Below are 23122 nucleotides of genomic sequence, written 5' to 3'. Positions count from 1 at the left end.
GAGATCATGAGCACCGAAGTCCGTGTTCCCACGCTTGGTGAAAGCGTCACCGAAGCCACCGTCGCCACTTGGTTCAAGAAACCGGGCGACGCGGTTCAGGCCGATGAAATGCTCTGCGAGCTCGAAACCGACAAGGTGACGGTCGAAGTGCCCGCGCCCGCTGCCGGGACCCTTGGCGATATCATCGCGGCCGAGGGCGAGACGGTGGGCGTCGACGCCCTTCTCGCGACGATCGAAGAAGGCGGGTCAGACGCGAAGTCGAAACCCGCGGCGAAGGAAGAACCGAAGGCAGAGGCAACGGCCAAATCTGGTGGCGACAGCGTGAAGATCATGGTGCCTGCCTTGGGCGAGAGCGTCTCCGAGGCAACCGTGTCGACCTGGTTCAAGAAGGTGGGCGATACCGTCGCTGCCGACGAAATGCTCTGCGAACTCGAAACCGACAAGGTCTCGGTCGAAGTGCCCGCGCCCGCCGCCGGCACGATCACCGAGATCCTTGCAGGCGAGGGCGAAACCGTCGCCGCCGGTGCGCAGCTTGGCGTGATCTCGTCTTCGGGTGACGTGCCCGCCGCCAAAGCGGACGCGCCGAAGTCCGAAGCCGCCGCCCCCGCGGCCAAGTCCGCTAAAGACGTAGAAGACGCGCCCTCGGCGAAGAAAATGATGGCCGAAGCGGGTCTGTCGCCCGACGACGTCAAGGGCACGGGTCGTGACGGACGCATCATGAAAGAGGACGTGCAGGCCGCGCTGAAGGCGACCAAATCGGCCTCGACGACCTCGGCTCCCGCCAGCGCGCCGCGCGCCCCGGTGCCTGCCGAGGACGCGAGCCGCGAAGAGCGCGTGAAGATGACGCGTCTGCGTCAGACCATCGCCCGCCGCCTCAAGGACGCGCAGAACACCGCGGCCATGCTCACCACCTACAACGAGGTGGACATGACCGAGGTCATGGAGCTGCGCAACGAATACAAGGACCTGTTCTTCAAGAAGCACGGCATCAAGCTCGGGTTCATGTCCTTCTTCGTGAAAGCCTGCTGTCACGCGCTCAAAGAGGTGCCCGAGGTCAATGCCGAGATCGACGGGACCGACGTGGTCTACAAGAACTACGTCCACATGGGTGTGGCCGTGGGCACGCCCAATGGCCTTGTCGTGCCGGTGGTGCGTGACGCCGACCAGATGAGCTTCCACGCCATCGAAGCCAAGATCGCCGAACTGGGCACCCGCGCGCGGGACGGCAAGCTGTCGATGGCCGAGATGCAGGGCGGGTCTTTCACCATCTCGAACGGCGGCGTCTATGGCTCGCTCATGTCCTCGCCGATCCTGAACCCGCCGCAGTCGGGTATCCTCGGGATGCACAAGATCCAGGACCGGCCGATGGTCGTGAACGGCCAGATCGTGGCCCGGCCGATGATGTACCTGGCGCTGTCCTACGATCACCGCATCGTCGACGGCAAGGGCGCCGTGACCTTCCTCGTCCGCGTGAAAGAGGCGCTCGAGGATCCCCGTCGCCTGCTCATGGACCTGTAATCGGATGGGCGGGACGGGATGGCCCTGTCCCGCCTCTCAACCGCGGCATCGCTTCGCAAGATCGTGATACGAACATGCAGATGATTGACGCCCAGACCCGGCCCGCGCGATATGGCCGCGCCCCGATCCCGGGCGTATGGAAAGGCCCCCTCATGTCCCGCATTCTCATTTCCTTCGTCACCCTGTCGCTCCTCGCCGCCTGTTCGGCGCCGCTGACGGTCAACCAGGCGCCGGTGCCCTACACCGCGACGAAACCGCTCTACGAAAACGGCACCTCGTCCTTCACGGTGCGGGTGCTGAACGGCTCTGGCCGGATCGCGCGCGAGATGTCGGGCATTCCCTGCACCTTTCAGGGTGACGGGTTCCAGTCGTCCTTCGTGGCCCCCGCCGTCGTGGTCTCGCCCAACCTGGGACCGCGCACGCCGGTCGCCAGCGTGACCTGCTCTTTCGAAGGCAACAGCCAGACCCGCCCGCTCCAGCCGATCAACAAGACGCTGCAACAGATCTCGGGGTCTGTGTCCACGGGATCGACCGTGGGGGCCGTGGGCGCCGTCGCGGGTGCCGCCGTGGCCGCCGTGCAGTCCGTCACGCGGAAGGAAGACAATGACGTCTTCGGCTATCCGGATGTGGAGATCGTGTTTCAATGACCCCCGAGATCACCGTCCTCGCGCTCGCCGCGCTTCTGCAGGCCGTGCAGTTCGGGCTCATGTCGGTTCCGGCGAACCTCGAACTCGGGACCGGCAAGACGCTGTCGCCCCGCGACAACTCGCGGCTTGTGAAACCGCTGATGGAACAGGTGTCGGACCGCACCGGGCGGCTCTACCGAGCCTTCAACAATCACTTCGAGGCGCTGATCCTCTTCACCATCGCCGTGGTGGTGGTGACGCTCTCGGACCAGTCGACCCCCTTCACCGCCGTCTGCGCCTGGGTCTATCTCGGGGCGCGGGTGATCTATATCCCGGCCTATGCCTTCGGCTGGGTGCCGTGGCGGTCGCTGATCTTTTTCGTGGGCTTTCTTGCCACGATGTTCATGATCCTCGCCGCGTTGATCTGACGGCGGGGCAACCGACAAACCGCCAAGGAGGGACCTATGGCAGACTATGATGTGATCGTGATCGGTGGCGGCCCGGGCGGCTATGTCTGCGCGATCCGCTGCGCGCAACTGGGCATGAAGGTGGCCTGCGTCGAGGGGCGCGAGGCGCTGGGCGGCACCTGCCTCAACGTCGGCTGCATTCCGTCGAAGGCGCTGCTGCACGCGTCGCACATGTTGCATGAGGCCGAGCACAACTTCGCGACCATGGGGCTCAAAGGCAAGACGCCGTCGGTCGACTGGGACCAGATGAAGGCCTACAAGCAGTCGACGATCGACAGCAACACCAAGGGCATCGAGTTCTTGTTCAAGAAGAACAAGGTCGACTGGATCAAGGGCTGGGGCAAGATCACCGGCAAGGGCGAAGTGACGGTCGACGGCACGGCGCACAAGGCCAAGAACATCGTCATCGCCACCGGGTCGGAGCCGTCCACGTTGCCGGGTGTCGAGATCGACGAGAAGATCGTCGTCTCCTCCACCGGGGCGCTGTCCTTGCCGAAGGTGCCGAAGAAGCTCGTGGTGATCGGCGCAGGCGTCATCGGGCTCGAGATGGGCTCGGTCTACGCGCGTCTGGGATCCGAGGTGACGGTGGTCGAATTCCTCGACAACATCACGCCCGGCATGGACGGCGAGGTGTCGAAGAGCTTCCAGAAGCTTCTCAAGAAGCAGGGGCTCGAGTTCATCCTCGGCGCCGCGGTGCAGGGTGTGGAGGCGACCAAGTCGAAGGCGAAGGTCACCTACAAGCTCAAGAAGGACGACAGCGAACATACGCTCGATGCGGACGTCGTGCTGGTGGCGACGGGGCGGCGCGCCTTTACCGAGGGGCTCGGGCTGGAAGCTGCCGGCGTCACCACGAACAAACGCGGCGTTGTCGAAGTGGACCATTGGAAGACCAACGTCGACGGAATCTGGGCCATCGGCGACGTGACCCCCGGCCCGATGCTCGCCCACAAGGCCGAGGACGAGGGCATGGCGGTGGCCGAGGCCATCGCGGGTCAGCAGGGCCATGTGAACTACGACGTCATTCCGGGCGTGATCTATACCGCGCCGGAAGTGGCGAGCGTCGGCAAGACGGAAGAGGCGCTGAAGGAGGAAGGCCGGGCCTACAAGGTCGGCAAGTTTTCCTACATGGGCAACGCCCGCGCCAAGGCCGTGTTCGAGGGCGACGGTTTCGTCAAGATCCTCGCGGACAAAGAGACGGACCGCATTCTCGGCGTCCACATCATCGGGCCGGCGGCAGGCGAGCTCATCCACGAGGCCTGCGTGGCGATGGAATTCGGCGCGGCGGCAGAGGATCTGGCCCGCACCTGTCACGCCCATCCGACCTTCTCGGAAGCGGTCCGCGAGGCGGCGCTCGCCTGCGGTGACGGGCCGATCCACATGTGATCTGGTTTCGCCCCGGACTGCGTCCGGGACGAGGCAGGTGGGGGGCTTTGCCCCCCACACCCCCCAAGGTATTTATGAAGCAGTGAAGGGACGCGCGTTTCGCGTCAGATCGCGGCGACGGCTTTCGCGAGCATGTCCCTGACCTCGCCGGCGACCGTCTTGAGGTCAGAATTGTCGATGCCCGACATCGACGCCACGGGATCGACGGCGGAGACCTCGACCCCGCCCTCGACCGAGCGCAGGATGACGTTGCAGGGCAGCATGGCGCCGACCTTTGCCTCCATCCCGATCGCCTGCCAAGCCATGCCCGGGTTGCAGGCCCCGAGGATGCGGTAGTCGTCCATATCCTTGTCGATCTTTTTCTTCATCGTCGCCTTCACGTCGATCTCGGTCAGAACGCCGAAGCCCGCATCGCCAAGCGCCTTGCGGGTGCGGGCGTCGATCTCTTCGAAATCGGCGCCGGGAAAGCTGCGGTCGATGGTGTAGGACATGGGAAACCTCCAAATTCGTTTATGTGAATGTGGGGGCCAAGGCCTTGGGCGTCAATGCGCGGAGGAGCGTTCGCTGCGTCTGAAGGGGCCCAGGGAGGTGAGGATGTCGATGTCCTCGTCCACGGCCTGCGCCTCCCGTTCGGTGAAATCCGCCACGGCGCGGCGAAAGCCGGGATCGGTGATCCAGTGCAGCGAGTGGGTCGTGACGGGCAGGTAGCCCCGGGCAAGTTTGTGGTCGCCCTGTGCACCGGCCTCGACCCGCGACAGGCCACGTTCGATGGCATGGTCGATGGCCTGATAGTAGCAGAGTTCGAAGTGGAGCGCCGGGTGATGCTCGGTGCATCCCCAGTAGCGCCCGAAGAGCGCGTCACGGCCCATGAAGTTGAGCGCGCCCGCGATGGGTTGCCCGTCCCGCAGGGCGAAGACGAGAAGCACGTCGTCGCGCATGCTGCGCTGGATTTCGTCGAAAAAGGCGCGGGTGAGGTAGGGCGTTCCCCATTTGCGCGCGCCGGTGTCCTGATAGAACGTCCAGAAGGCGTCCCAGTGTCGGGGCTCGAGAGCCTCGCCGGTAAGTGCGATGATCTCGCCGCCAAAGGCCTGTGCGGTAGCGCGGTCCTTGCGGATCGCCTTGCGTTTGCGCGAGGAGAGGTCAGCAAGGAAGCCGTCGAAGTCGCGATAGCCCCGGTTCATCCAGTGGTATTGGCTGTGGACCCGGTGAAGAAGGCCCATCTCCCGGCCCGCGAGCGCTTCGGCTTCGGTGCAGAAGGTGACATGGAGCGACGAGAGCCCGTTGTCCGCCGTGATCTGGATGGCACCCTGGGTCAGCGCGGCCATGGCGCGCAGGTGCGCATCGGGACGGGTCAGGAAACGGCGACCGGTCGCGGGGGTGAAGGGCACCGCGATCTGGAGCTTGGGGTAGTAGCGCCCACCCGCGCGTTCCCAGGCATGGGCCCAGGAATGGTCGAAGACATATTCGCCCTGGCTGTGGGATTTCGCATACATCGGGACGGCGCCAATCATGCCGCTGTCGTCATGGGCGGTAAGGTAGTGCGGCTGCCAGCCGGTGCCCGGCCCGACCGAGCCGGAGACTTCGAGCGCAAGGAGGAACCGGTGGGTCGTGAAAGGATCGTCTGGCTGTGCGCTCCCTTCGGGCGCGGCACAGGCGTTCCAGTCTTCGGCGGCGATCTCGGTGAGACTGTCGTGTAGGCGGATTTCGATGTTCTGGGAAACCATGTGCGGATGGAACGCCTGTGTTCGCCGGAGGTCAACCGCCGAGCGGGGCCCGGTAGCGCTCAAAGGTCACGTTGTCGGCAATGTCACGCGCTTGTGTCTCTTGCGCGAGGGACTTCACGGTCCAGCACAGGACCGGCACGCCCCGGGCCTTGAGCGCGGAGACGGGGGCGGCGGAGAGGTCGGTCGCGTCATGGCTGATGAAGCTCGCGCCGACCCGGTCGTAGTCGGGAATGGCCGCGAGTTCGGCCAGCCGGTCCGCCTTGACCAGAGGCCAGTCGTCTTCAGCGAAGGCGCAGGTGGTCAGGCCGCGCGGGATATGCGGTGCGAGGCGTGCAAGGGCCGCGACGGCATGGGGGTTGAACGACATCACGGCGACGGGCCCCTCGTAGTCCATGAGTGCGGCGGCGACGGCGGCCTCCAGCGGACCCACGTTCGGGCCCAATGCGCCGTCCTGATCCTTGATCTCGATGAGTAGTGGCGCGCGACCGCCGACCATTTCCAGCACTTCGGCGAGGGTGGGGATCGTCTCGCGGCTGTCTTTGAGCCGGATGGCGCGAAGGTCCGAGGAAGTGCGTTGGGCAACCGGGCCCGTCTCGTGGGTGAGGCGGCCGAGATCATAGTCGTGAAAGACCATGGGCACGCCGTCGCGGGACGGCTGAATGTCGACCTCGATCCCGTAGCCCGCCTCAAGGGCGGCGCGGATAGCGGCGGGCGCGTTTTCGGGCCTGCCTCGCGCCTTGTCATGATAGGCGCGGTGAGCGATGGGCGCCTTCAGAAAGGCGTCAGGAAGCGGAACCGAGGGGGTCATCGGGGATCAGGCGATTTCGAAGATCGCCTCGATCTCGACGGCGACGCCGAAGGGCAGGGAGGCGGCGGACACCGCCGAGCGCGCGTGGCGGCCCTTGTCCCCCAGTGCCTCGACGAGAAAGTCGGAGGCGCCGTTGATTACCTTGGGTTGGTCGCCAAATTCGGGGGTCGAATTGACGAATCCCACCAGCTTCACTACGCGCTTGAGACGGTCGATGTCGCCGCCGGTCGCCGCCTTGAGTTGCGCGAGGAGCGAGATTGCGCAGGCGCGCGCGGCGACGGCGCCGCTCTCGACGTCCATGTCGACGCCGAGCTTGCCGGTCACCAGCGCGCCCTCGGCCATCGAGACCTGCCCCGAGACATAGACCATGTTACCGGACACGACATAGGGCACATAGTTCGCGGCCGGTGCCGGTGCGTCGGGGAGGGTGACGCCGAGTTCGGCGAGGCGGGTTTCGATCTGGCTCATCCGGGGTCTCCTTCGCGCCCGGAGAAGGTCCGGGTCGTCCGGGCGGAGGCTAGCCTTTGCGCAGGCGGAGGGAAAGGGTCAGCTTTCCCGGAAGGCCCGGTTGAAGTAATCCGCGAGCGGCTTCACCAGATAAGCGAGTGGCGTGCGGTCGGCGGTGCGCAGGTAGCTTTCGACAGGCATCCCGGGAATGAGCACCGTGCCCTCGGGCAACCGGGCGAGTTCCTCGGGCGAAAGCTCGATCCGGGCGCGGTAGTAGCTGCGCCCCGTGGCCTCTTCGATCAGGGCGTCGGCGGAGATGGTCAGGACCCGACCCTCGAGCACCGGGGTCTGGCGGCTGTCGAGCGACGCGAGTCGCAGCGACACCTCTTGCCCGACATGGATTTCGTCGATGTGGATCGGATCGACCTGCGCCGCGATGACGAGCCGGTTGTCCTGTGGCACGATGTAAAGCAGCGGCTGCGCCGGCCCAATGACCTCGCGTTCGGCAAAGACCTGCATCGCATGGACGACGCCGGACAGAGGGGCGCGGATGTCGAGGCGGCCAAGCTGCGACTTGAGCGCGCGTCGCCGTTCGGCAAGTTCGAGTTCCTGATAGCCAAGGTCGCGCAGCATGGTGATCGCCTCTTCCCGGCGCGTCTGGTCGAGTTTCAGGATCTCGATCTCGATTTCCGTGATCCGGCCTTCGTTCTGGGCATGCAGCGAAGTCAATTCGCCCTGCTGCCCCATGATCGCCGCCTGATCCCGTTCGAGCGCGAGGACGACTGAGCTTTGTACGAGGCTGCGGTCGAGAAGCGAGCGTTTGTTGGCGAGTTCCTCTTCGATCAGGGAAAGTTGCCGCGACAAGGCGGTTTGCTGTGCGTCGATTCCGTGGTTCTGGTCGGCGATCTGTTCGACCCGCTTTTCAAGCTGGGACCGTTCGGCGGCAAGATTTTCGCGCCGTTGAGTGAAGAGCCGGACCTGTCCGTCCATCAGCGCGGCGGTCTCGGGCGCGGTTGCGAGAGCTTCAGACAGCATGGGATCGAAGGTGACCGCCACGGACCCGTCGCGTTCCGCCTCGAGCCGGCCACGCCGCGCGACGAGCTCGAAAAGCTGGTTCTGCACGATGGTGAGTTCGGACTGGAGTTGTTCCGGGTCCAGTCGGATCAGCACGTCGCCCGGTTCGACCCTGTCGCCTTCGCGCACCTCGATGGTGTCGATCACGCCGCCGTCCGGATGCTGGACGACCTGCCGGTTCTGCTCGGCTTCGACCGCGCCGGGGGCCACGATCGCCCCTGCGATGTCGGTGGTGATCGACCAGGTGCCGAACCCCCCGACCAGCAGGACGAGCCCCGCGAATCCTGCGATCACATGCGACCGGGCCGACCAGGCGCGGGCGACGTCCGCCTCCGGCGCGGTCGGCAGAATGGGGTTGGTCAGTTCGAGGGGCTTTGGCCGGGTGACGTCCCTTGTCATGCGACGCCTCCGCCTTGACGCTGGAAGTTGCTCTGTTCGATTTGCGCCGCGTTCTGGACGGTCCGGCGCAGCACGTCGTCGCGTGGGCCGAAGGCGCGCTGGATGCCGTCGTCCAGCACGAGCAGTTTTTCGCACTCCTGAATGGCCGAAGGCCGATGCGCCATGATGAGCACGCAGCCGCCCGACTGCTTGACGGCCCGGATCGCCCGGTTGAGCGCTTCGGTGCCCTCGTTGTCGAGGTTGGCGTTGGGTTCGTCGAGCACGAGCACGACGGGGTCGCGGTAAAGTGCCCGGGCAAGGCCGATGCGTTGCAGCTGCCCGCCCGACAGGAGCCCGCCGGCCCCCTTCACGCGCGTGTCGTAGCCGTCGGGAAGCCGAAGGATCAGGTCGTGCGCCGCGGCGCGTTTGGCGGCCTCGACCACGCGGGTATCGTCGGGCCGCATGGACAGGCCTGCGATGTTCTCGGCGATCGTACCGTCGAAGAGCCGGATGCGCTGGGGCAGGAACCCGACATGCGCGCCAAGCTGCGTGCCGTATTGATCGAGTGCGGCCCCATCCAGCCGCAGGCGCCCGCCCGCGGCGCTCCAGACCCCGGTGATCGCGCGGGCGAGGGTCGACTTGCCCGCGCCGGACGGACCGATCACCCCCAAAGCCTCGCCGGGTTTGACGTCGAAATTGACCATGCGCAGCGCGGCCTGATGCATCCCGGGGGGGATGACGGTCAGGTTTTCGGCGGTCAGGAAGGCCCTGGGGCGCGGGAGCTTCGTGCGCGGTTCTTCCACCGGCACCTCGGAGAGCAGGATCATGAGTGTGCGCCAGCCGCGCCGCGCCGCTTGCACCACCGGCCATTGCGCGATCATCACGTCGATCGGCGCGAGCGCCCGCCCGAGCAGAATGGACGAAGCGATCATCACGCCCGGCGTCACGGCGCCTTCGAGCACGAGCAGCGCGCCGAGCCCCAGCATCGCGGATTGCAGGAACATGCGGAAGGTCTTGGAGATTGCGGCATAGGCGCCGGAGCGGTCGACGGAGAGGATCGAATCCGCAAGCGCCGCGTGGCGCGCCTTGTGCCAGCGGGCGAAGGCGGCGTCGGACATGCCAAGGGCGCGCACCATCTCGGCCTCCGACCGCAGTTGATCGGCGACCTGATCGCTGTCCATGGTCGCACGGGTCGATGCGCGTGCCGGGGCGGAGGTCGTGATCTGGTTGAGAATGGCGATCAGAACGAGGAAACCGCCCCCGACAAGCGCGAGCGCGCCGAGCCAGGGGTGGAAGAGCAGGATCCCGGCAAGGAAAATGGGCGTGAAGGGCAGGTCGTAGAAGGCCGACAGGACCGGCGAGGCGAGCAGCCGGCGGACCGCCTCGAGTTCCTTCAGCCCGTTCTCGGTCGCGCCGGCGTTCCGGTTCTGGACAGAGTCGTAGCGCAGCACCGCCGTGAACACCCGGTGGTCAAGCGCGGCCTGGAACCGGGCGCCGATCCGGGCGAGCACGCGGCCCCGGACGAAATCCAGAAGCCCCATCATCGCGAAGAGATAGGCCATCAGGATCGTGATCGCGAGAAGCGTGGCTTCGGAGCGGCTGCCCAGCACCCGGTCATAGACCTGGAGCATATAGAGTGGGCCAGTGAGCATCAGCAGGTTCACGAAGAGCGAAAAGAGGCCCACGGCCCAGAACAGCGCGCGGTTCCGGCGCAGGACCGCGCGTAGCTCGGTCTGGCCCTTTTCGGTCCGGTCGAGACTCATCCAGAAAACTCCCCATCCACGCGCCTGTACACGGGCCCAAGGAACATGCGCGGGAAACCCTTAATGATCCCTACACGAGCCTATAACCGCCCGGGTGGCAAGAGCGCGGAGGCGGAAGGTCAGTTGATCCGGAAAATGTCGCGAATAACGCCTCGAATTGCATCTTCAAGAGGCACAGGTTCGGGCTGACCACGCGGGTCAGGCACCGACGTCTGCGGTTGTCCGAAGATCCCGCCGGGTCCAAAGAGCGGATCGGTCACCTGTCCGGTGCCTTCGCCTTCGGTCCCGGGAATCGCCGAGACGACCTGCGGCTCGGTCAGCGGGATGAGCATGTGCAGCGGCTCCGGGGGGATGCCTTCGTGGATGCGGGCGATGGTTTCGTGCCAGATCTCGGCCGGAAGCCCGCCGCCCGTCACACCCTTGAGCGGGGTGTTGTCATCGTTGCCCATCCAGACGCCGACCACATACTCGCTGGTGAAACCCACGAACCAGGCATCGCGCGCCGAGCTGGTGGTGCCCGTCTTGCCGGCAGCTTCCACGCCGTCGACACGCGCCCGCCCGCCGGTGCCGGTCTCGATCACCTGATTCATCATATAGGTCAATTCCAGCGCCGCGCCTTCCGTGATGACGCGGTCGCCGATGCCGCCGGTCTGTTCCATGAGCGGGGTATTGTCGCCCAGAAGCTTCAGGGACGTTAGCCCATAGGGCGTCACCGCCGAGCCACCGTTCAGGATGCCGGCAAAGGAGCCGGTCATCTGGAGGAGCGTGGTCTCCGACGCCCCGAGCGCCAGCGCCGGTCCGGCGGCGAGGTCGGATTTTATGCCGAAACCTTCGGCCACGCGGATCACCTCGTCCCGGCCCACATCCTCGAAAAGCTTCACGGCCGGAATGTTGAGCGAGTTCTTGAGGGCCGTGGTCAGGGTCACGGGGCCATAGAACTTGCGCGTGTAGTTCTGGGGCGACCAGGGGCCGGAGCCAGGGATGTTGAGCGTGATCGGTTCGTCCACGATGGTGCTGTCGAAGGCCCAGCCATTGTCGAGCGCGGCGGCATAGACGAAGGGCTTGAAGGCCGACCCGGTCTGGCGCATGGCTTGGGACGCCCGGTTGAACGCCCCCGTCACCTTGGTTTCGCGTCCGCCCACCATGGCGCGCACGGCACCGTCCGCGCTCATCACGACGATGGCTGCCTGCGCCTTGGACTCGGGCGAGACCTTCTCCGAGAAGATGAACTGCATCGCTTCTTCTGCCGCGGACTGGATGTCCTGGTCGAAGGTCGTCTGCATGATCACGTCTTCGGTCGTGTCGCGGGTCAGGAAGTCCGGGCCTTCGGTCATCACCCAGTCGGCGAAATACCCGCCCGCCTCGCGGGAGGCTGCTTCGGAAAGCCGCGCGGGATTGGCGCGGGCGGCTTCGGCTTCGGCCGCGGTGATATAGCCCTGCTGTTCCATGAGCTTCACGACGGTCAGCGCACGCGCCCAGCTGCGGTCCATGTTCGCAGTCGGCGCATAGGTGGAAGGGGCGGTCAGGAGCCCGGCCAGAACGGCTGCCTCGCTGACGTCGAGGTCCTTGGCGGACACGCCGAAATACCGGCCCGCTGCGGCTTCGACCCCGTAGGAGCCGCCGCCAAGATAGGCGCGGTTGAGGTAGATGGTGAGGATCTCCGCCTTGGAATACTTGACCTCGAGCGCCATCGCATAGATCGCTTCCTTCGCCTTGCGGGTCAGCGAGGAGCGGCGGCAATCGGCTTCGTATTCGGCCTCGGACATGCCGGAGGACGGGTCATAGGGGTTGCCCAGACAGACGAGCTTGGCGACCTGCTGCGTGATGGTCGAGCCGCCGTGTCCTTCGAGGGGCCCGCGTCCCTCGGACATGTTGATCCTTATGGCGCTCGCGATACCGCGCGGGGACAGGCCGAAGTGACGGTAGAACCGGCGGTCTTCCGTGGCGACGACCGCGTCCTTCACGGCGGGGCTGACGGTTTCGGTGGTGACGATGCCGCCGAACTGGCTCCCGCGCCAGGCATAGGTCTTGCCGTATCGGTCGAGCATCGTGACCGAGCCCTTGGCACGTCCGTCCACGAGCTGGGTCAGTGGAGGAATGGTGGTCGAGGTATACCAGACCGCCGCGCCCAGCCCGAGCGCCGCGATGACCGCGGTGGCGAAACCCAGCCGAAACACGATGCGGAAGACCCAGGCCACCAGCGCCAACGGCAGCGCGAAGATGAGAGGCAGCCGCCGTTTCGGCGCCCGCGCCTTGCGGGAGGCCGCGCGGCGCGCGGGCTTGGCGGTCGCGGTCTTCTTTGTCGTGGTGGGTTTCTTGGTCGCTTTTTTCGTTGTTTTCGAAGCCTTTGAGTAACGCTTGTCCGCAACGAGCGGCTTGCGACCGTTTCCGTTGTTCGCCATTGAAGATCCGTCTTTCCTGCCCGTTTTGCCGCAATCTAACGACTCGGAGGACCTATTGCGAGTGGCAAGACCGTGAGTGGCGGCGGCACCCTTCTGGTGGCGCACAAAAAAACGGCACGGGCATTTCCATGTGATTAAAAATTGCGCCGATGCCCGCTTTCCGGGCATTGCGTCCCGTTGCTTTCCTTGTTGCTTCCCCTGCACCTGCGCTTGCTAACGGTGTGATTTCGCGCGGAGACCAACTCCGCATCAATAAAAGGGGAATGACGTGAAACTGATCATTGCAGCGATCAAGCCGTTCAAGCTCGAGGAGGTGCGCGAGGCGCTCACCGCCATCGGCGTGCGCGGCATGATGGTGACGGAAATCAAGGGCTTCGGTTCGCAGTCGGGCCACACGGAAATCTACCGCGGTGCGGAATACGCCGTGAACTTCGTGCCGAAAGTGAAGCTCGAGATCGTGGTCGAGGATGGCCTCGCCGAGCAGGTCGTCGAAACCATCGCCAAGACCGCCCAGACCGGCAAGATCGGCGACGGCAAGATCTTTACCATGGATGTTTCGGGCGCGCTGCGCGTGCGCACCGGCGAAACCGACGGGGACGCGCTTTAAGCGCCGGATCAAGGGGAAACCACAGATATGAAATTCACGAAACTCTCGCTTGGCACCGCCGCCGCAGCCCTGCTGCCGCTCGCTGCCCTTGCGCAGGATGCGACCGAAGAAGCGGCGGAAGTCGCGGCGCTGACACCGGCCGGCACGGAAGTCGGCTTCATCTTGACCACCTTCATGTTCCTCGTGGCGGGCTTCCTCGTCTTCTGGATGGCGGCCGGTTTCGCCATGCTCGAGGCGGGCCTCGTCCGCTCGAAGAACGTGACCATGCAGCTCACCAAGAACATCGCGCTCTTCTCGATCGCGGCGATCATGTACTACCTCATCGGCTACAACCTGATGTATCCGGGTGACGGCTGGACCATTCCCAACGTGCTCGGCGCCTTCGGCACCACCGGGCTCGAAGATGTGGGCGTCGGCACCGACGTGGTCGATCTGACCTATGCCTCGGTCGGCTCGGACTTCTTCTTCCAGCTGATGTTCTGCGCGACCACCGCCTCGATCGTCTCCGGCACGCTCGCCGAGCGGATCAAGCTGTGGCCGTTCCTCATCTTCACCGTGATCCTGACCGGTCTCATCTACCCGATCCAGGCCTCCTGGAAATGGGGCGGCGGCTTCCTCGATGCGAACTACGGCTTCCTCGACTTCGCCGGTTCGACCGTCGTGCACTCGGTCGGTGGCTGGGCGGCGCTCGCCGGTGCTCTGGTGCTCGGCCCGCGTCTTGGCAAGTACAAGGACGGCAAGGTCAACGCCTTCCCAGGCTCCAACCTGACCCTCGCCACGCTCGGGACGTTCATCCTGTGGCTCGGCTGGTTCGGCTTCAACGGCGGTTCTCAGCTCTACATGGACACCGCGGGTAACGTCGCCGATATCTCGCGCATCTTCTCGAACACCAACACGGCAGCGGCCGGTGGTGCGCTCGCGGCGCTGATCCTGACGCAGATCCTCTACAAGAAGGTCGACCTCACGATGGTGCTCAACGGTGCGCTCGCGGGCCTCGTGTCGATCACGGCCGAACCGCTCACCCCGACGCTGGGCGCGGCCACGCTGATCGGTGCCGTCGGTGGCGTGATCGTGGTCTTCGCGGTGCCGTTCCTCGACAAGATCAAGATCGACGACGTGGTCGGCGCCATCCCGGTGCACCTCTTCGCCGGGATCTGGGGCACCATCGCCGTCGTCTTCACGAACCCGGACGCGACCATCGGTGGTCAGCTCATCTCGATCGTGATCGTGGCGATCTTCGTCTTCGTCGTGTCGCTGGTGATCTGGTTCCTGCTCAAGGCCATCATGGGCATCCGCGTCTCGGAAGAAGACGAATACATGGGCCTCGACAAAGCCGAACTCGGCATGGAAGCCTACCCGGAATTCTCCTCCTGATCGGGGCTGAACCCGGACCATCTGATCTAAGGGTGGGACAGTGAAGCAAAGCGGACCCGGGCGGAAACGCCCGGGTCTTTCGTCTGGCGTTAAGGTTGTTTGTCACGGGCCGGCGTGTAAGAAGCAGAAACCGTTTAGAGATTTCGGGCTCCAGGATTCTAGAATCCTAGAATCCCGGAATCCTGGAGTCCCAGATTCCGACCTCACCCGCGCAACCGGTGTTCGAGCAGGATCGGCACCACGAGGTCTTCCTCGTCACCGAGATGCCGCTCCAGAAATGCCTCGACCCTGGCAGCCTCGTCCCGAACCAGTCCCACCTCGCCACGCACTTGCATCGGGTCCAACTGCATCAGCTTCAGCGCCCGGTTGCCCGACCGCGTCAGCCGGTCCAGCACGGCATCCAGCGCCAGATGATCCGCTTCCAGGATCTCGAGTCCCCGGTCAAAGCGTGCGTCGGCCGCCGACAGTTCCGGAAAGAAGCTCACATCCTCGAACCGGTGGTGCCCGTGCAGCGCGCGCACCAGCCTGTCGCCATAGGCCGACAGCCGCGGCGCGTAGTCCTCGTCCGACCACGTGCCGTCAAGGCGGTGTTCCGCCCCGGTCCGCAGCAGATAGGCAAGATCGCGAAACAATTGATGCGCGGCCATCCAGTCGCGCGTCGAGCGGGCGAAGGCGGGGTTCTGGTCCCAACCGTCACGCGGATGGGCGTCCAGGAGCAGGCGCATCTCGGCGGGTAGGGGCGTGGTGCGGATATCGGGGGTTTGGGTCGTGTCGAGCATGACGACCTCCTTTCGCCCGTGGATATGGGCATCAGGCGCGAAAGGTCACCTGCCGGAAATCGCAGGGCGGGTCTGTCCCGGATGCACAGTGCCGCCCAAAAGGAAACGCCGCGCCCTGGGGTGGGACGCGGCGCAGGAAGCTGTTTTCTTTCGCCCGGGATCAGACGCCGGCGTCGACGATGGCGTCGGCCAGAATGTCCACGGTCTTGTCGTTCAGGCCCGCGATGTTCATCCGGCTGTCACCGACCATGTAGATCCCGTGCTTCTCCCGCATATGCTCGACCTGCTCCGGGGTGGCGCCGAGGCGAGAGAACATGCCCCGATGATCCGCGATGAAGTCGAAGTTGTCGCTGTTGGTGCGCTGGCGCAGCCCGTCGGCGAGCGATTTGCGCAGGCGGAGCATGCCGGTGCGCACCTCTTCGAGCTCGGTTTCCCATTCCTGGCGCAGGGCGGGATCGGTCAGGATCATCTGCACGACGCGGGCGCCGTGGTCCGGCGGGAACGAGAAGTTCTGGCGGTTGAGGTGGGTCAGGTTCTGCTGGGCGAGCTTCTGCTTCTCCTCGTCCGGCGAGACCGCCAGAAGAAGCCCGGTGCGTTCCCGGTAGACCCCGAAGTTCTTCGAGCAACTCGCGGCGACCAAAGCCTCCGGCACCGTCGAACACACGATCCGCGTGCCTTCCGCATCGGCGTCGAGCCCGTCGCCGAAACCCTGATAGGCGATGTCGATGAGCGGCAGCGCGCCTTTCTTCACGAGGAAGTCCGCGACCTCTTCCCACTCGGCCGTGGTCAGGTTCGCGCCGGTCGGGTTATGGCAGCAGCCGTGGAGCAGGACCACATCGCCCGTGGTCACATTCCCGAGGTCCGCCATCATGCCCGCGAAATCCACTGCGCGGCTGTCGTTGTCGAAATAGCGATACTCAGCCATCTTCATGCCGAGGTGCTTGATGATCGAGGGGTGGTTGGGCCAGGTCGGCGCCGACAGCCAGATCGTCGCGCCAGGATTGGCCATCTTGACCAGTTCGATCGCCTGGTGGATCGCGCCGGTGCCGCCCGGCTGGGCAGCGCCTGCCAGTCGCGCTTCGTCCACGCTGTCGGCCAGCACGAGCGTCGACAGCGCCTTCACGAAGGCCGGATCGCCACCGAGGGCGGTATAGCTCTTGGTTGTTTCCGCTTCCCAAAGCTGCTTCTCTGCATTCTTCACGGCCTTCATCACCGGGGTGTTGCCGGTCGGGTCCTTGTAGACGCCCACGCCGAGATCGACCTTGTTGTCCCGCGTGTCTTCGCGGAAAGCGATCATGAGCGCCATGATCTTGTCTTGCGGTTGCGCTTTGAGATGTTCGAACATCAGTTCTCTCCGGTTGCGACCTTGAGGTCGTTATACATGCCCCATTCCGCCCAGCTTCCGTCGTAGACGGCATGGCGCGGGTTCCCAAGGATGGTGAGGGCGAGGTCGAGGACGGCAGCGGTCACGCCCGAGCCGCAGGACGAAATGACAGGTTTGGACAGGTCCACCCCGGCCGCCTCGAAGGCAGCGCGCAGCTCGGTCTCGGATTTCAAGGTGCCGTCGTCGTTGATGAGCCCCGCGAAGGGGACGTTCTTCGAGCCCGGGATATGGCCCTTACGCAGACCGGGGCGCGGTTCGTCGGCTTCACCCCGGAACCGCGCGTCGGAGCGCGCATCCACGATCTGCCAGTCACCCAGCTTGGCGGCGGCGGCCACTTGGGTCACGTCCTTCACCATATCCGACTGGCGGCTCACGGTCATATGGCGGTCGCGGATCACCGGTGGCATGTCTTCGACCGGGCGGCCTTCCGCCACCCATTTGGGCAGCCCGCCGTCCAGAACTGCCACGTCAGTCTTGCCCATGAGCCGGAAGGTCCACCAGACGCGCGGGGCCGACATGATCCCGTGGCTGTCGTAGACGACCACCTGATGACCGTCGCCAATGCCCATGGCGCGCATGCGGGACATGAACTTCTCGACCGGCGGCGCCATGTGGGGCAACTCCGAGCGGGCATCGGCGATGTCGTCGATGTCGAAGAACCGCGCGCCCGGGATATGCATCGCATCGTAGTCTGCCTTGGCATCGCGCCCGCTGTCGGGCATGTGCCACGAAGCATCCACGATCCGCAGATCCGGGTCGTTGAGATGTGCTGCGAGCCAGTCGGTCGAGACCAGCGTCTTGGGGTCGTCCTTGGCCATCCGGTGTCTCCTCAAGTCGCGCCTTGCCTATCGCCCGTTGGCTTTGGTGGCAAGGAGATTGCGCGGGGTTTCCCCGGCCTCGACCGGTCGTCTGCAACCAAAGTCGCCCCGTCGCGCCGTCTCAGTTTTGAGACAGATGCACGCGGCCCTCGCACCTGCTTGTCTGGCTCCGCGTCTTGGACCGGCGCAGGGTTCCCCCACGCCCGGCGGAGGAGCCGGACAGCTCAGGAGGACACCCCATGAACCAGATGACCCAAGCCGATTTCCAGACGGCTTCCCCCTTCAAGACCCGCTATGGCAACTACATCGGCGGCGCTTTCGTGGCCCCCGTCGAAGGGCGCTACATGGACAACATCACGCCGATCACCGGCGAGAAGGTCTGCGAAGTCGCCCGTTCGTCGAAAGCCGACGTCGATCTCGCGCTCGATGCGGCGCATGCCGCCAAGGACGCCTGGGGCCGCACGTCGGCCGCCGAACGGTCGAACGTGCTGCTCCGCATCGCCGACCGGATCGAGGAAAACCTCGACCTGCTCGCCGCTGCCGAGACCTGGGACAATGGCAAGCCGATCCGTGAAACGACCGCCGCCGACATTCCGCTCTCCGTCGATCACTTCCGGTACTTCGCGGGTGTGCTGCGCTCGCAGGAAGGTACCATGTCGGAAATCGACGCCGACACCGTCGCCTATCACTTCCACGAACCGCTGGGCGTCGTGGGCCAAATCATCCCGTGGAACTTCTCGATCCTGATGGCGGCGTGGAAGCTCGCCCCGGCGCTCGCCGCCGGCAACTGCATCGTGATGAAGCCCGCCGAACAGACCCCGGCCGCGATCATGGTCCTGGCCGAGCTCATCAACGACCTGCTCCCCGCCGGTGTCCTGAACATCGTGAACGGTCTGGGCGCCGAAGCCGGCGACGCGCTGGCGCGGTCGAACCGTATCGCGAAGATCGCTTTCACCGGCTCCACCGCCACGGGCCGCAAGATCATGGAAGCCGCGACCGTGAACCTGATCCCGGTCACGCTCGAACTGGGTGGCAAGTCGCCCAACATCTTCTTCTCGGACGTGATGGCCGAGGACGACGCCTTCTTCGACAAGGCGATCGAAGGGTTCGTGCTCTTCGCCTTCAACCAGGGCGAGGTCTGCACCTGCCCGTCGCGGGCGCTCATTCAGGAAGACATCTACGAACGCTTCATCGAGCGTGCCATCGAGCGCGTGAAAGCGATCAAGCAGGGCGATCCGCGTCTCATGGACACCATGGTCGGCGCGCAGGCGAGCCGCCAGCAGCATGACAAGATCATGTCCTACCTGCAGATCGGTGTGGAAGAGGGGGCCGAGGTGCTCGTCGGTGGGGATGCCGCGCGGTTCAATGGCGACATCGCGAACGGGTTCTACATCCAGCCGACGATCCTCAAGGGTCACAACAAGATGCGCGTGTTCCAGGAAGAGATCTTCGGGCCGGTCGTGTCGGTGACGACCTTCAAGGACGAGGAAGAGGCGATGGCCATCGCCAATGACACTATGTACGGCCTCGGCGCCGGTGTCTGGACCCGCGACGGGACCCGCGCCTATCGTTTCGGTCGTGGCATCGAAGCCGGTCGGGTCTGGGTGAACAACTATCACGCTTACCCGGCACATGCGGCCTTTGGCGGCTACAAGCAGTCGGGTATCGGGCGCGAGACGCACAAGATGATGCTCGATCATTACCAGCAGACCAAGAACATGCTGGTCAGCTACAACCCGAACAAGCTCGGCTTCTTCTGATCCGAGCGACGATGGAACGGACACGGGCGGGGACATCCCCCGCCCGTCTTCACGACAGGAGCCGGCAGGCCTCTGCCGCGAGGCCATCGGCGAAGTCGCCGTCCAAGGGCTGGTGCCCGCCGAGCACACGGTAGAGGACGGGCGCATAGATCATGTCGAGCGTGATCTCCATGTCACAGGGCAGGGCCAGTTCTCCCCGTCCCACGGCGGACAGGATCATCGCGCGGCCCGCTTCGCGCGAGGCGAGGATCACCCGGTTGCGAAAGGCGCGGGCCAGTTCGCTTTCCGGGTCGGAAGATGCCAGGGCGAAGGCCATCTGACGTCCGCGTCCCTTTGCAAAGCTCGCCACGAGCCGGCGGAGCTGTTCCCGCAGCGCGGCCTCGAAGGGCAGGGGCGGTTGATCTCCCCGCTCGTCCGGCGCGTCGGGCAGGAGCGCCGCCATCGCAAGTTCGCTCTTATTGGCCCAGTTGCGGTAGATTGTCGGCTTCCCCACACCCGCCCGCGCCGCGACCGCTTCCACGGTCAGTTTCGCGAATCCGTCTTCGGCCAGAATGGCCCGCGCCGCGGCCAGTGCCTTGGCACGGGCTGCCTTGGACGGGGGGCGTCCACGTCTGGGAGGGGCGTCTTGACTCATTTCATTACGATACGTAACGTAAATAAATGGTCCGGGTCAAGGAGAGCGCCATGCCGATTCCCTATATCGTTTGCCGAGGTGCCGCCGAGGCGATCGAATTCTACCGTGACGCTTTCGGCGCGACCGAGGACTTCCGGATGACCGACCCCGGTGACGGGCGGATCGGGCATGCGGAGCTGAATGTCTTCGGGGGCCGTCTCATGCTTGCCGACGAATACCCGGATTTTGGCGCGATCTCGCCGGATCGGCTGGGGGGAACGGCGGTCACGCTCTACGGGCAGGTCCCCGACGTCGATCTGGTCGTGCAGACGGCAGACGCCGCCGGGGCGACCGTGCTGCGCGCGCCGGCGGACCAGAGCTTCGGTGAACGGACCGCGACGCTCATGGATCCCTTCGGCCACCGCTGGATGCTGGCGCAGGTGATCGAAAGACTGACCGGCGAAGAGATGCAGCGGCGGTGGGAGGACGAGGTCGGTTGACCCCGGCCCCGGCTTGACCTGCGAGGTTCTGCCCGATACGGCCAAGGAACGCGACAGGAGACCCGTCATGCCCACTTGGACCGCCCTTACGACGCTCGACAACCCCGCATCGGCCGAGGCGCTGGGCGAGGCGATGGAGGGGCTGGTTCCCGAGCCGACTGGAATCGGCGTCTTCGAGATGGAGGATGGCTCGGGGCTCTGGGAAGTCGGCGGGTATTTCACCGACGATCCCGATGCGGCCGGGCTCGCGCTTCTGGCCAAGATTCATGGCGCGAAGGATTTCGTCGTTTCGCAACTGCCCGAGGTCGACTGGGTCGCCCATGTCAAACGGGAGCTCTCGCCGGTCGAGGCGGGGCGGTTCTTCGTCTATGGCTCGCATGATGCCGATCGGCTGCCGTCAGGTCGGATCGGCCTTTTGATCGAGGCGTCGATGGCCTTCGGTACCGGGCATCACGGGACCACGCTCGGGTGCCTGAAGGCGCTCGACCGGCTGGCCAACCGCGGTGTCGTGGCTCGCAACGTGATCGACGTCGGCTGCGGCACGGCGGTGCTCGCCATGGCCGCGGCAAAGATCTGGCCGAACCCGACGATGGCCTCCGACATCGACGAAGTGGCCTGCGACGTGGCCCGGGCGAACATCGCGGCCAACCAGATGGAGGACAGCGTGCATGTGGTCGAGGCTGCCGGTTTCGACCACCCGGACATCGCGGCGGCGCAGCCTTTCGATCTGGTCTTCGCGAACATCCTGAAAGGGCCGCTCATCGGGCTCGCCCCGGACATGTCGCGGATGATCTCAAAAGGGGGACGCGCGATCCTGTCCGGTATCCTCAACCCGCAGGCGGATGAAGTGGTCGGCGTCTATCAGGCCAATGGATTCTCCGTCGACCATCGCGAAGTAAATGGTGACTGGACGACGTTGACCATGCTGCGGGGATAGTCCCCTCCAGGGCCTGTTATTGTTGACGATTTGGCGCTCATTCGCCGTTTTTCCCATGGTTTCTGCCCCAAGAATGCCGCGGTATCGCCACATTCTTCCGTAAGATCGTCGCAATTGGTTTTCGAGATAGAGGCGACCGCCATGGCGGATGCAAACCTGAGAGACTTCCAGAAACGCCTTCGGGCCATCGAGCGGGACCATCGGTCGCTGTCGTCCGGCTACGTGCGGCTCGAGGAACGCAATGGCCTGCTGGTTCCGGTCAAGCGCGTCCGCACCAAACGGGGGTTTCCCTGGCGCGGGCTGTTTCTCGTCGTCGTGACCTTCGTGCTCTTCAAGGCGCTGCTGTTCGCGCAGCTCGGACCCGTCGCCTATGTGGAGCGCCATGCCTTGCTCGAAGGCGGGAACTTCGTCGACCGGATGGGGGCCTTCGCCCTGCGCCCCGATCCCGCGACGATCTACCTCTCGGACAAGATCGGGCCGATCCTGACGAGCATCAAGTCGATGGGCGTGGACTGGTAGCCTCTAGCCGAGGTCTATTTCAACGAGCCCCAGCAACCGCGCGCTTTCCGTCGACAGGATGGTCGAGTTCAGCCCCTTCGATTTCTGGAAGGTGCGGATCGCGCTGCGTGTGCCTTCGTTCAATTCGCCGTCGGTGGCACCGGAATAAAGCCCTCGTGCGGCCAGCGCCCGTTGGACGGAGGCGATGAAATCCGGGGTCCAGCGTGGCGGGCAGGGGGTTTCGAAATAGATCGCCTCCCGATCCTCGACGATGCGGCTTTCGGTGACGGTTTCATATGTCGCCGGGGCGAGGATGTTGCCGTTGGGCGCGATCTTGGCTTCCTCGATCAGCTTGTGTTCCACGACGTGCTCGATGGTGGCCGGCGTGACGTCCTTGCCATAGCAGACGCCGGGTTTCGCGCCGGGCGGACCCAGGGTGAAATCGGTGATGATCTTCTCGTCGCCAAAGTCGGCGCGCGTGACCTCCTGACCGGTCGAGGACCACGGGGAGTCTGCGCAACTGGACAGGGCCACGACCATGGTGAAGGCCGCGACCGGGCGGACGCGAAAGGTTCGATACATACTGCTCTTGTCCTGTTCCCGGACGATTTTTTCCGAAACTAGCCGGAAAAGTGCAATCAGGCTAGAGCGCTTCGGTAGGGCGCGGTCAGCCGCGTTCGCATTTGCCGCCAATTTGCCACGCTTCGGTGCGCGGCGACGGAAGCCGCGCACCGGTCCCGCGGACATGGGCAGGGGGCTGGCTATGCGCGCCGGGTTTCGGCAGGGCATCGGCGGGCAGGGCGATGCTGTCGAGCATCCAGGAGATATCCTCCACCTGATCGGCGATCACATGGGCGACACCGCTTTCCCGTTCGATCCGGCCCGTCACGCGCAGCGCCCGCCCGGCCACGACCGCGCGGCGGAAGCGTTCGTAGACCTTGGTCCAGACCACCACATTCGCGATGCCCGTCTCGTCCTCCAGCGTGATGAAGATGACCCCGTTCGCCGTGCCGGGCCTTTGCCTGACCAGCACCAGCCCGGCGACGACGACGCGTGCCTTTTCGGGCGGCCGGTCGAGCAGGGCATGGGGAACCGCCGCAGGGGGAAGCGGCCATCCCCGTGCGGGAAGGGCGGTGTGGCGAGAGGGCAGGGGCAGAGCTGACAGCATGAGAACATTATAGGAACACTGTGGAGGATTTCACAAGGTGCAAGGCGGGTTTTGCGGGCTGGACCCTCCGGCGGGGCTTGGCTAGAAGGGGCCG

General features: G+C 65.1%; 22 protein-coding genes and 1 pseudogene. 10 read left to right on the top strand and 13 right to left on the bottom strand.

What is annotated here, in order from left to right:
• Positions 1–6: 6 nt before the first annotated feature.
• The 4 genes from odhB (at position 7) to lpdA (ending at position 3994) form a co-directional block, all read left to right on the top strand.
• On the top strand, positions 7–1518 hold the full coding sequence (gene odhB, locus KJP29_RS17675; protein WP_218464822.1) for a 2-oxoglutarate dehydrogenase complex dihydrolipoyllysine-residue succinyltransferase: 1512 nt from the start codon (positions 7–9) through the stop codon (positions 1516–1518).
• A gap of 74 nt (positions 1519–1592) precedes the next feature.
• A complete protein-coding gene (locus KJP29_RS17670; RefSeq protein ID WP_218464821.1) occupies positions 1593–2165 on the top strand; it encodes a hypothetical protein in 573 nt (190 codons plus the stop codon).
• Positions 2162–2572: an MAPEG family protein gene (locus tag KJP29_RS17665; protein WP_218464820.1), complete on the top strand. Its 411-nt coding sequence runs from the start codon at positions 2162–2164 to the stop codon at positions 2570–2572. The genes KJP29_RS17670 and KJP29_RS17665 overlap by 4 nt, the downstream gene beginning before the upstream one ends.
• 36 nt (positions 2573–2608) lie before the next feature.
• The gene (gene lpdA / locus KJP29_RS17660) at positions 2609–3994 is read left to right on the top strand and encodes a dihydrolipoyl dehydrogenase (RefSeq protein WP_218464819.1); all 1386 of its coding nucleotides are present in this window, start codon (positions 2609–2611) and stop codon (positions 3992–3994) included.
• A 104-nt stretch (positions 3995–4098) separates the two neighbouring features.
• On the opposite strand, the gene KJP29_RS17655 is transcribed toward lpdA, so the two are convergent.
• The 7 genes from KJP29_RS17655 to KJP29_RS17625 all read right to left on the bottom strand — a co-directional run bounded on the left by KJP29_RS17655 (position 4099) and on the right by KJP29_RS17625 (position 12590).
• Positions 4099–4485: a DUF302 domain-containing protein gene (locus KJP29_RS17655; protein WP_218464818.1), complete on the bottom strand. Its 387-nt coding sequence runs from the start codon at positions 4483–4485 to the stop codon at positions 4099–4101.
• 51 nt (positions 4486–4536) lie between these two features.
• Entirely contained in the window at positions 4537–5718 is a 1182-nt protein-coding gene (locus KJP29_RS17650) for a GNAT family N-acetyltransferase (RefSeq protein ID WP_218464817.1), read from the bottom strand.
• 31 nt (positions 5719–5749) lie between these two features.
• A complete protein-coding gene (locus tag KJP29_RS17645; RefSeq protein WP_218464816.1) occupies positions 5750–6526 on the bottom strand; it encodes a glycerophosphodiester phosphodiesterase family protein in 777 nt (258 codons plus the stop codon).
• 6 nt (positions 6527–6532) lie between these two features.
• Positions 6533–6994 carry a RidA family protein gene (locus KJP29_RS17640; RefSeq protein WP_218464815.1) on the bottom strand — a complete coding sequence of 154 codons (462 nt, stop codon included), beginning with the start codon at positions 6992–6994 and terminating at the stop codon, positions 6533–6535.
• Positions 6995–7072: 78 nt separating this feature from the next.
• The gene (locus KJP29_RS17635) at positions 7073–8446 is read right to left on the bottom strand and encodes an HlyD family type I secretion periplasmic adaptor subunit (RefSeq protein ID WP_218464814.1); all 1374 of its coding nucleotides are present in this window, start codon (positions 8444–8446) and stop codon (positions 7073–7075) included.
• Positions 8443–10188 (bottom strand): type I secretion system permease/ATPase, encoded by a 1746-nt coding sequence (locus KJP29_RS17630; protein ID WP_218464813.1) that lies wholly within the window; start codon positions 10186–10188, stop codon positions 8443–8445. Before KJP29_RS17630 ends, KJP29_RS17635 begins: the two co-directional genes overlap by 4 nt.
• A 119-nt stretch (positions 10189–10307) precedes the next feature.
• The gene (locus KJP29_RS17625; protein ID WP_218464812.1) at positions 10308–12590 is read right to left on the bottom strand and encodes a transglycosylase domain-containing protein; all 2283 of its coding nucleotides are present in this window, start codon (positions 12588–12590) and stop codon (positions 10308–10310) included.
• A 268-nt stretch (positions 12591–12858) separates the two neighbouring features.
• Between KJP29_RS17625 and KJP29_RS17620 the strand changes: the two genes are divergently transcribed.
• Positions 12859–13197, top strand: a complete 339-nt coding sequence (locus tag KJP29_RS17620; RefSeq protein WP_218464811.1) for a P-II family nitrogen regulator — start codon at positions 12859–12861, stop codon at positions 13195–13197.
• A 27-nt stretch (positions 13198–13224) separates the two neighbouring features.
• Positions 13225–14571, top strand: coding sequence for an ammonium transporter (locus KJP29_RS17615; RefSeq protein WP_218464810.1), 1347 nt, complete (start codon positions 13225–13227; stop codon positions 14569–14571).
• A gap of 203 nt (positions 14572–14774) precedes the next feature.
• On the opposite strand, the gene KJP29_RS17610 is transcribed toward KJP29_RS17615, so the two are convergent.
• The 3 genes from KJP29_RS17610 to sseA all read right to left on the bottom strand — a co-directional run bounded on the left by KJP29_RS17610 (position 14775) and on the right by sseA (position 17552).
• Complete coding sequence (locus KJP29_RS17610) at positions 14775–15350, bottom strand: hemerythrin domain-containing protein (protein WP_218464809.1); 576 nt, start codon at positions 15348–15350, stop codon at positions 14775–14777.
• Positions 15351–15510: 160 nt separating this feature from the next.
• The gene (locus tag KJP29_RS17605) at positions 15511–16695 is read right to left on the bottom strand and encodes an amino acid aminotransferase (protein ID WP_218464808.1); all 1185 of its coding nucleotides are present in this window, start codon (positions 16693–16695) and stop codon (positions 15511–15513) included.
• Complete coding sequence (gene sseA, locus KJP29_RS17600; protein WP_218464807.1) at positions 16695–17552, bottom strand: 3-mercaptopyruvate sulfurtransferase; 858 nt, start codon at positions 17550–17552, stop codon at positions 16695–16697. The genes KJP29_RS17605 and sseA overlap by 1 nt, the downstream gene beginning before the upstream one ends.
• Before the next feature lie 239 nt (positions 17553–17791).
• Here sseA and KJP29_RS17595 point away from each other — a divergent pair, with 239 nt between their 5' ends.
• Positions 17792–19312, top strand: a complete 1521-nt coding sequence (locus tag KJP29_RS17595) for an aldehyde dehydrogenase family protein (RefSeq protein WP_218464806.1) — start codon at positions 17792–17794, stop codon at positions 19310–19312.
• Positions 19313–19361: 49 nt separating this feature from the next.
• Here the strand turns inward: KJP29_RS17595 and KJP29_RS17590 are convergent, their stop codons facing one another.
• Positions 19362–19946, bottom strand: a complete 585-nt coding sequence (locus tag KJP29_RS17590) for a TetR/AcrR family transcriptional regulator (RefSeq protein ID WP_218464805.1) — start codon at positions 19944–19946, stop codon at positions 19362–19364.
• A gap of 50 nt (positions 19947–19996) precedes the next feature.
• On the opposite strand from KJP29_RS17590, the gene KJP29_RS17585 reads away from it, so the two are divergent.
• From KJP29_RS17585 to KJP29_RS17575, 3 genes are all read left to right on the top strand, one after another.
• Entirely contained in the window at positions 19997–20425 is a 429-nt protein-coding gene (locus tag KJP29_RS17585; RefSeq protein WP_218464804.1) for a VOC family protein, read from the top strand.
• Between the two features lie 67 nt (positions 20426–20492).
• A complete protein-coding gene (locus KJP29_RS17580; protein WP_218464803.1) occupies positions 20493–21362 on the top strand; it encodes a 50S ribosomal protein L11 methyltransferase in 870 nt (289 codons plus the stop codon).
• A gap of 141 nt (positions 21363–21503) precedes the next feature.
• Positions 21504–21881, top strand: coding sequence for a hypothetical protein (locus tag KJP29_RS17575; protein ID WP_218464802.1), 378 nt, complete (start codon positions 21504–21506; stop codon positions 21879–21881).
• Between the two features lie 3 nt (positions 21882–21884).
• On the opposite strand, the gene KJP29_RS17570 is transcribed toward KJP29_RS17575, so the two are convergent.
• A complete protein-coding gene (locus KJP29_RS17570) occupies positions 21885–22442 on the bottom strand; it encodes a peptidoglycan-binding protein (RefSeq protein WP_218464801.1) in 558 nt (185 codons plus the stop codon).
• Between the two features lie 220 nt (positions 22443–22662).
• A pseudogene (locus tag KJP29_RS17565) lies at positions 22663–23028 on the bottom strand (OB-fold nucleic acid binding domain-containing protein); the annotation flags it as partial.
• Positions 23029–23122 lie beyond the last annotated feature (94 nt).

Source organism: Maritimibacter sp. DP1N21-5 (genome assembly GCF_019218295.1).
Taxonomy (GTDB): domain Bacteria; phylum Pseudomonadota; class Alphaproteobacteria; order Rhodobacterales; family Rhodobacteraceae; genus Maritimibacter.
This window is presented reverse-complemented; position numbering and strand designations above follow the sequence as displayed.

Bases quoted from the DNA above. Each gene is read 5' to 3' on its own strand.
- KJP29_RS17590 (WP_218464805.1), bottom strand. From the start codon at position 19,946: ATGAGTCAAGACGCCCCTCCCAGACGTGGACGCCCCCCGTCCAAGGCA.
- KJP29_RS17670 (WP_218464821.1), top strand. From the start codon at position 1,593: ATGCAGATGATTGACGCCCAGACCCGGCCCGCGCGATATGGCCGCGCC.
- KJP29_RS17610 (WP_218464809.1), bottom strand. From the start codon at position 15,350: ATGCTCGACACGACCCAAACCCCCGATATCCGCACCACGCCCCTACCC.
- KJP29_RS17570 (WP_218464801.1), bottom strand. From the start codon at position 22,442: ATGTATCGAACCTTTCGCGTCCGCCCGGTCGCGGCCTTCACCATGGTC.
- KJP29_RS17615 (WP_218464810.1), top strand. From the start codon at position 13,225: ATGAAATTCACGAAACTCTCGCTTGGCACCGCCGCCGCAGCCCTGCTG.
- KJP29_RS17665 (WP_218464820.1), top strand. From the start codon at position 2,162: ATGACCCCCGAGATCACCGTCCTCGCGCTCGCCGCGCTTCTGCAGGCC.
- KJP29_RS17655 (WP_218464818.1), bottom strand. From the start codon at position 4,485: ATGTCCTACACCATCGACCGCAGCTTTCCCGGCGCCGATTTCGAAGAG.
- KJP29_RS17595 (WP_218464806.1), top strand. From the start codon at position 17,792: ATGAACCAGATGACCCAAGCCGATTTCCAGACGGCTTCCCCCTTCAAG.
- odhB (WP_218464822.1), top strand. From the start codon at position 7: ATGAGCACCGAAGTCCGTGTTCCCACGCTTGGTGAAAGCGTCACCGAA.
- lpdA (WP_218464819.1), top strand. From the start codon at position 2,609: ATGGCAGACTATGATGTGATCGTGATCGGTGGCGGCCCGGGCGGCTAT.
- KJP29_RS17580 (WP_218464803.1), top strand. From the start codon at position 20,493: ATGCCCACTTGGACCGCCCTTACGACGCTCGACAACCCCGCATCGGCC.
- sseA (WP_218464807.1), bottom strand. From the start codon at position 17,552: ATGGCCAAGGACGACCCCAAGACGCTGGTCTCGACCGACTGGCTCGCA.
- KJP29_RS17605 (WP_218464808.1), bottom strand. From the start codon at position 16,695: ATGTTCGAACATCTCAAAGCGCAACCGCAAGACAAGATCATGGCGCTC.
- KJP29_RS17645 (WP_218464816.1), bottom strand. From the start codon at position 6,526: ATGACCCCCTCGGTTCCGCTTCCTGACGCCTTTCTGAAGGCGCCCATC.
- KJP29_RS17640 (WP_218464815.1), bottom strand. From the start codon at position 6,994: ATGAGCCAGATCGAAACCCGCCTCGCCGAACTCGGCGTCACCCTCCCC.
- KJP29_RS17575 (WP_218464802.1), top strand. From the start codon at position 21,504: ATGGCGGATGCAAACCTGAGAGACTTCCAGAAACGCCTTCGGGCCATC.
- KJP29_RS17585 (WP_218464804.1), top strand. From the start codon at position 19,997: ATGCCGATTCCCTATATCGTTTGCCGAGGTGCCGCCGAGGCGATCGAA.
- KJP29_RS17635 (WP_218464814.1), bottom strand. From the start codon at position 8,446: ATGACAAGGGACGTCACCCGGCCAAAGCCCCTCGAACTGACCAACCCC.
- KJP29_RS17630 (WP_218464813.1), bottom strand. From the start codon at position 10,188: ATGAGTCTCGACCGGACCGAAAAGGGCCAGACCGAGCTACGCGCGGTC.
- KJP29_RS17625 (WP_218464812.1), bottom strand. From the start codon at position 12,590: ATGGCGAACAACGGAAACGGTCGCAAGCCGCTCGTTGCGGACAAGCGT.
- KJP29_RS17650 (WP_218464817.1), bottom strand. From the start codon at position 5,718: ATGGTTTCCCAGAACATCGAAATCCGCCTACACGACAGTCTCACCGAG.